Consider the following 6,959-nt stretch of genomic DNA (forward strand, 5'->3'; position numbering starts at 1 on the left):
CCGTCCTTTCGATGGAGGAATCACTGAGTGCCCCGCGCGCCCGGGATCCACCGGCCCGCGTCATCGGGGATCCGAACGCAGGAAGGGTAGCGCACGCCGCCGGGAGCGTCAACCGACGAGCAGACGCCGGACGCGGTCGCGCCGCGCGTCCCTCGACGGGCGCGCGGCCGGGTTCCTCCCGCCGAGCAGCGCCTCCTCGTGCGTCGGCTTGTCCGCGCGGTAGAACACGCCGAGCGGCAGGCGGTCCTGCCGCCGCGCGGCCGTGAGCGCGTCGTCGAACGCAAGCGGGCCGCCCTCGAGCGGCGCCGTCAGCTCCTCGTACGCCGCGTACGTGTTGTTGAAGGTGACGCACGGCTGGAGCACGTCGACGAACGAGAACCCCTTGTGCAGCACCGCCGCCGTGAGGAGCTCGGCCAGCTCCTTCTTCCGCCCGGAGTACCCGCGCGCCACGAACGTCGCTCCCGACTCGAGCGCGATGACGAGCGGGTTGAGCGGGTCTTCGACGCTCCCGCGCGGCGTCGAGGGCCCGCGGTACCCGCGCGCGCTCGTGGGCGCCCGCTGTCCGGTCGTGAGCGCATACACGCCGTTGTCGTGCATCACCACGGTGATGTCCGCGTTCCGCTTGGCGGCGAAGACGAGGTGCTCGATGCCCTCGCCCATCGTATCACCGTCGCCGACGAAGGCGGCGACGACGAGGCCCGGGTTCGCGAGCTTGATGCCCTGCGCCGTCGCGACCGCTCGCCCGTGGAGCGAGTAGAACCCCGAGACCGCGGCGTAGTCGAAGATCTTCGCGTGCTGGCCGATGCCGGCGACGATGACGAGCCGCTCGCGGGGCACACCACGCCCCTCGAGCGCGCGGACCGCTGTCTTGAACGCCTCGAGGATCCCGAAGTTGCCGCAGCCGCGGCACCACGTGATCTCCGCCCCCGTGCTGAGGTCGTCCTTCGCGGCCGTGTCGCTCACTGTCGCTCCCTCCGCGCGGCGGCCGCGCGAATCCCGTCCGCCAGCGCACCCGGGTCGAACGGCCTCCCGTCGTACCTGCGGATGACGGCGCCCGCCCTGACGCCTCCCCTCTCCTCCAGCAGCCGCGCGAACTGCCCGCCGGCGCTCTGTTCGACCACGATCGGCGCGGAGCCGCGGTACTGCGCGAGCGCCAGCACCGGGAACGGCTCGAGGTAGATGGGCTGGACGACCGTCGCCTCAATGCCCCCCACGCGCAGCGCCTCGAGCACGCTCATGGTCGTCGAACCGTACGCGAAGACGGTGAGGTCACCCCGTCCGTGCGTGTTCACCGTCGTGAGGCGCTCGACGGCGGCGCGCACCGCCTCGGCCTTCCGGAGGCGCTTCTCGTGCATCCGCGCGATCACACCCGCGTCCTCGGTCGTGATGCCCGCCTCGTCGTGCTCGTAGCTGTTCCACTTGATGAGCTCGCGCGACGGCGGGAACAGAAGCGGCGAGACCCCGTCCGCCGTCTCGGCGTAGCGTCGGTAGGGCCTGCCTCCGCCGGCGCCGCCCGCGCCCACCGGCGCGCCCCCGCTGGCAGCGGGCACGCCGCCCGCGCGGTCGAGCGGCCCGGCCCACGGGGCCCCAGCCGGGTCGAGCTCCGCGGTCACGCTCGACTCGGAGAGGTGCTTGTCCGAAAGCAGGATCCCCACGACCTGCCAGCGCCAGACGAGCGCGAGCATCTCCGCCGTCAGGCGGAACGCCTCCTCGACGCTCCCCGGCGCGGCCACCACGCGCGGGAACTCCCCGTGCCCGCAGTGCAGCGCGAACCAGAGGTCGGCCTGCTCGGTGCAGGTCGGCACACCGGTGGACGGCCCGGACCGCTGCGCGAGGAGGCAGAGGAGCGGCGTCTCGGTCATCCCGGCGAGGGAGAGCGCCTCGACCATGAGCGCGAACCCGCCGCCGCTCGTGCCGACCATCGTCCGCGCGCCGGCGAACGCCGCGCCGATGGCCATGTTCGCGACGGCGATCTCGCTCTCGGGGTGGACGACGGTGATCCCGAGATCCTCGTTGCGCGCCGCGAGGAAGTGCAGGAGCGACGACGACGGGGTCATGGGGTAGGCGAAGTACGCGTCGAGGCCCGCGGCCGCCGCGCCGAGGCCGATGGCCTCGTTCCCGGAGACGATCCTGAGCGGCCGCTCCCCCCGCTCGAGCCGGAACCGGCCCCCGAGCGCGGGAAGCGCCGCGTCGTAGACGGCGCCGGCGTACGCGACGTTGTTCTCGGCGTCGCGCGGATACTCGCGGCGCACGAGGTCCTCCATCGCCGCACGGTCGAGCCCGATCGCCGCGGCGAACGCCGCGGGCCCCGCCACACCGACGCGGAGCTCGGACCGCGGGTACCCGGCCGCCTCGGAGCTCATCGGCAGGCCAACGCCCTGGCCGCCGCTCACCTCGTCCGCGTTGTACACGAGCACGCCGCCGTCGGCGACGCGCTCCCGGTGCAGCTCGTAGCTCCGCGCGTCGAGCGCGACCACAAGGTCCGCACTCTCGTGGTGGCTCGTGACCTCGCGGGCGGCCGAGCTCACGACGGAGAAGTTGTGCCCGCCGCGGATGAGGCTCTGGTAGTCGTCCATCTGGAAGACGTGGCGGCCGATGCCCGCCAGGTGGCTCGCGGCGACCGACGCGGACTTCTTGACGCCCTCGCCGGCCTTCCCGCCCACGAGCAGCGTGAACACGTCCCGGCTCATCGGTCCTCCCCGCCTCGCGCCCCGTCGTCGGTCGCCAGCGCGAGCGCGATGTCGGCCAGCGTGAGGAGGTCGAGCGCGTTGTGGTGCAGCACGGTCAGCATGTCGCGCGGGTCCCCGGTCCGGACGAAGTGGTGATAGGCCGCGGGGATCTCCTCGCCCGGGATGTCGCCCGTCCGGCGGCGTCCGCACAGCTGCCACTCGAGCGTCTGGAGGCGGCAGTCCGGAAGCACGGTGCGCCACCTGCGGCGTGCGTGGTGAAGAAGATCCACGTGCGCCGGCTCCTGCGGGCTCGCGATGCGGTGCAGCCCGAGACGGTCCCTCAGAACGGGCACGTCGAACGCCTTGCCGTTGAAGGAGACCAGCAGCCGGGCGCGCTGCGCCATCTCGCGCCACGCCTCGAGGAGCGCCGGCTCCTCGCGGTAGTCGCGCGCGAGGACCTGTGTGAGAACGAGGTCGTCCCCCCGGACGCGCATGGCCCCGAGCAGGAACACCATGCTCCCCGCAAGCCCGGTCGTCTCGGTGTCGAGGAAGAGCGCGTCCTCCGGCCGCTCGAGAAGCGCCAGCACGGTCGAGTCGATGCCGTTCGGTCCGTGCGCTGCGGCCCGCGCCTCCCGGAGCTCCTCGAGGACCCGCCGCTCCGACCCGCGCCAGAGGTCCGAGGCCGCCCGCTCGACGACGAGAACGCCCTCCGTCCGGACGACGCCCCGCAGCTCGTCGAGCGAGCGCGCAGGCGCGGCCGTGCCCGGCCGGCCGCCCCGCGTCCTTGCCGCGCCGATGCCCGATAGCCTCTCCCTGAACGCGTCACTCATGCCGTCATGCTCCGGGCGTCATCCCTTCCCGAGGAACTCCGCCCCCATCACGATGACCCACTCGACCTGGACCGCGAGGAACACGGCGAGCGCGGCCGCCATGGACCTTCGCCGCCTCAGGCGCGCCGTCGCGTCCCCGAGCGCCCGCGCGTTCATCCCTCCCAACTGCGCGAGGAGCACCGCGCCGGGGATCGCGAGAAGCGGCACGACCGGCAGGTGGTACGTCGGATGCGAGAACGAGATCCAGTAGGGGATCGCGTACCCCGCGACGATCCAGAGGATGGTCGCGCGGATGACCCGCCCGGTCCCGAGGCCCCTCGGCGCGTGGAACGCCACGAGCGACAGCGCCATGAGGGCGATGTAGAAGAGCGCATCGAGCGCGATCACGGACAGCCCGAGCGCTCGCGGAAGCCCGTGGAGCTTGGTGAGCACCATGCCCGCGTAGGTGTCGAACGCGAAGTACGCCCTGATCCTGCTGAGCGTGCGCCCGGCGAAGAGCCCCGGCCGCGCCTCGATGTGCTCGACGGCCAGCCGCCGATACTCGGCGTCCTCCTTCGCCGGAGGGAGCGCGCGGATCCTCGCGTCCTCGGCCGCGAAGCCGTCCGGGACCGCGCCGACTTCGTCGTGCGACCCGAGCCACCACGTCCTGTAGAGCGGGGTCCACTCGTTGTTGCCCAGGTAGAGGTTCCGCGAGGTCGCGCAGTTGACGAAGATGAGGTCACCGGTCATCGCCCGCGCCTTGACGATCCACGGGGCGACCACCGCCGCCGCCACGCCGAGCGCCACGAGCCCGCCCCGCACGGAGCGCCACCGCACGGCGATGAACACCGGCACGCCGACCGCGAGAAGGAGCGCCGACGGCCGCGTGAGCACCGCCACGCCGAGCGCTCCGCCGATCGCTGCCGGAATGGACAGCGAGCGCCGCCCCCGCATCACGAGCGCGAGCAGCGCGACGAGCAGCACGCACGCGGCCACTGGGAGCTGCGCGAGCGGGATGACGGAGTGGTAGATGAACGTCGGGTAGAGCGCGAAGACCCACAGCGCGATGTTGGCCGGCCGCCGGCCGCCGATCCGCATGACGAGCGCGAAGAGCACCGCCGAGAACGCGAGGTACCACGGCACCATCGCCGCCATCGCGACGACCTGCCCGCGGCCGAAGACCGAGTGGAAGAGCGCAAGGTAGTACGGAAGCCCCGGCGGCCAGTCCGGCGTGAACCGGACGCGGTCGAGGAGCTGCCCCGCCATCACGAAGTACGATCGCTCGTCACCGACGAACGGAAACCTGTGCAGGACGGCGATCGCCGCGACGCGGAGCGCAAGCCCGACGGCGACGGCCGCCGCCGTCGCCCGCCGCCTGGAAAGCGCCTTCGCCGGCCCGGACGTCCAGGCGGTCATCGGGCGACTCCCCGCGCCTCCGGCGTCGCCCATCCGGCCGCCCGCACACCGAGCCCGGGTTCGCCCGGGAGGGTCATCCTCCCCCGCTCGATCCGCACTCCGACGAACGGGTCGCGCTCGAGGAGCAATCCGCTGTCGAGGTCCGCGTAGTCCATGAGCGGAGAGATGTGCGCCGCCGCCGTGATGGCGAGCGAGCTCTCCATCATGCATCCGATCATCGTCTTCATGCCCCGAGCCTTCGCCTCGCGCGCCATCCGCGTCGCCTCGACGAGCCCGCCGCACTTCATGAGCTTGATGACGATGCCGTCCACCGCGCCATCGAGCGCCGGGATCCGCGCGCTCGTCGGACAGGACTCGTCCGCGAAGACCGGCACCGTCGTCCTCTCGCGCACGAACCGGAGCCCCTCGATGTCGTCCGCCGCGACGGGCTGCTCGACGAACTCCACGCCGATCTCCGCGAGCGCGGCCATCTTGCGCACGGCCTCGTCGCGCGTCCAGCCGCAGTTGGCGTCCACCGTCGCGGCTCCGCCGGTCGCCTCCTTGATGCGCGCGACCACCGACGGGTCCGTGGCAGCGTCGAGCTTCACCTTGTACATCGGGAACCCAGGGAACTCGAGGGCCTTCGCGACCATGGCGTCCGGCTCGTCGAGACCGATGCTGAGGGTCGTCGTGGGCGCCCGGCCGGGATCAAGCTCGAAGAGGCGGCAGAGGGGCACCCCGTAGCGCTTCGCCGCCATGTCGTGCGCGGCGATCTCGAGCGCGGCGCGCGCCGCCGGGTCGCTCGTCCCGCCCCTTGACGTGAGCGCGGACATGAGCTCCGACTCGTGCGCGCACCCCTCGACCAGCCGGCGCGACCGTGCAAGGAACGCAGTGACGGTCGCCGTGTCCTCGCCGTAGAAGCGCGACGGCGCGGCCTCGCCCATCCCGCCCAGCCGTCCGTCGGACAGCTCGACGATCACGCTCTCGCTCGTCGCGCTCGTCGTGCGCGCCGTGCGGAAGACATGCGTGGGGACGAGCTCAATGACACGGTACGAGAACTGCACGGGGCCATCACCTGAGGTACTGGTTCTGCTTCCGCTCAGTGCCGATCGTCGTCGCGGGACCGTGGCCGGGAAGGACCAGGGTGTCGTCCGGAAGCGTGAGGAGCTTCTCCCTGATGGACGCTGCGAGAACCTCCCACGCGTCCGTGCCCACGCGGCTGCTCGCGGGGAGGTCGGTGCGCCCCACTGACCCGGCGAAGAGCGTGTCTCCCGTGAGGACGAACCCCGGGCCGAGGAACGCAACGCCGCCGAGGCTGTGGCCCGGCGTGTGGAGGACCGTGAGCGTGACGTCCCCGACCGCGAGCTCCTGTCCGTCCTTCAGAAGCTGGTCGGCCGGGGTCGCGCGCACGTCGAGGCCGAACATCTTGCTGCTGTTGAGAATGCTGTCGCTGAGCTTGAGACCGTCGAACTCGTGAATCGCGACCTCGGCGCCGAACGCGCGGCGGAGGAGATCGTTCCCGGCGAAGTGGTCGGGGTGTCCGTGGGTGTTCAGGATGCGCTCGATCTTGAGGCTGTTCCGGAGCGCCTCGTCCACGATGGCCATCCATTGCTCACGGACGTCGGTCCCGGGGTCGATGACCGCGCCACGCAGCGTTCTCGCGCACCCGAGGATGTAGCAGTTGGCGTCCGCGAAGCCGACCGCCGCGCTCTTGAGGAGGACGCCGGGGCCCGCATCATGGACCGTCCACTGAAGCACAGACCGCCTCCGGATCACGGGTCTGGTCGGGTGACTGCGTTCCGAGCCACCCTCAACTATACACCGCGGCGGGGGGTTACGGCCATAGCCTGAAGCGCGCCGGAGTCTCCCGACGCCGTTGCCGCGCCGACGGCGCGCCGGCTCCCGGGAAGGTCGTCACGCCGCGCCGAGCATGGCCTCGAGAAGAACCCGCGCGGACGTCTTGTCGGGGATGGGCCAGCCGCCCTGGGCGTCGGGGTCCTGCTGGATGGGCGGCCGGAGCACGGGCAGACCGACGCAGGACGGGCATCCGTCCTCGCACGGGCAGCCCCGGATGAGGTCGAGGCAC

General features: G+C 72.2%; 6 protein-coding genes and 1 pseudogene. All 7 read right to left on the reverse strand.

Features of this window, described 5'->3' with window-relative positions; translation table 11 throughout:
- Positions 1 to 108 precede the first annotated feature (108 nt).
- Positions 109 to 963, reverse strand: coding sequence for a 2-oxoacid:ferredoxin oxidoreductase subunit beta (locus tag FJY74_06310; protein MBM3307920.1), 855 nt, complete (start codon positions 961 to 963; stop codon positions 109 to 111).
- Positions 960 to 2,690, reverse strand: a complete 1,731-nt coding sequence (locus FJY74_06315) for a 2-oxoacid:acceptor oxidoreductase family protein (protein MBM3307921.1) — start codon at positions 2,688 to 2,690, stop codon at positions 960 to 962. Before FJY74_06315 ends, FJY74_06310 begins: the two co-directional genes overlap by 4 nt.
- Positions 2,687 to 3,499, reverse strand: coding sequence for a ribonuclease H-like domain-containing protein (locus FJY74_06320; GenBank protein ID MBM3307922.1), 813 nt, complete (start codon positions 3,497 to 3,499; stop codon positions 2,687 to 2,689). Before FJY74_06320 ends, FJY74_06315 begins: the two co-directional genes overlap by 4 nt.
- Before the next feature lie 18 nt (positions 3,500 to 3,517).
- Positions 3,518 to 4,894 (reverse strand): glycosyltransferase family 39 protein, encoded by a 1,377-nt coding sequence (locus tag FJY74_06325; protein ID MBM3307923.1) that lies wholly within the window; start codon positions 4,892 to 4,894, stop codon positions 3,518 to 3,520.
- A pseudogene (locus tag FJY74_06330) lies at positions 4,891 to 5,883 on the reverse strand (dipeptide epimerase). Before FJY74_06330 ends, FJY74_06325 begins: the two are co-directional and overlap by 4 nt.
- 61 nt (positions 5,884 to 5,944) lie before the next feature.
- Positions 5,945 to 6,631, reverse strand: coding sequence for an MBL fold metallo-hydrolase (locus tag FJY74_06335; GenBank protein ID MBM3307924.1), 687 nt, complete (start codon positions 6,629 to 6,631; stop codon positions 5,945 to 5,947).
- 156 nt (positions 6,632 to 6,787) lie between these two features.
- A partial coding sequence (locus tag FJY74_06340; protein MBM3307925.1) for a hypothetical protein occupies positions 6,788 to 6,959 on the reverse strand: 172 nt, incomplete at its 5' end.

Origin of the sequence: Candidatus Effluviviaceae Genus I sp. (assembly GCA_016867725.1) — a bacterium.
Classification (GTDB): domain Bacteria; phylum Joyebacterota; class Joyebacteria; order Joyebacterales; family Joyebacteraceae; genus VGIX01.

Bases quoted from the DNA above. Each gene is read 5' to 3' on its own strand.
- FJY74_06315 (MBM3307921.1), bottom strand. From the start codon at position 2,690: ATGAGCCGGGACGTGTTCACGCTGCTCGTGGGCGGGAAGGCCGGCGAG.
- FJY74_06320 (MBM3307922.1), bottom strand. From the start codon at position 3,499: ATGAGTGACGCGTTCAGGGAGAGGCTATCGGGCATCGGCGCGGCAAGG.
- FJY74_06325 (MBM3307923.1), bottom strand. From the start codon at position 4,894: ATGACCGCCTGGACGTCCGGGCCGGCGAAGGCGCTTTCCAGGCGGCGG.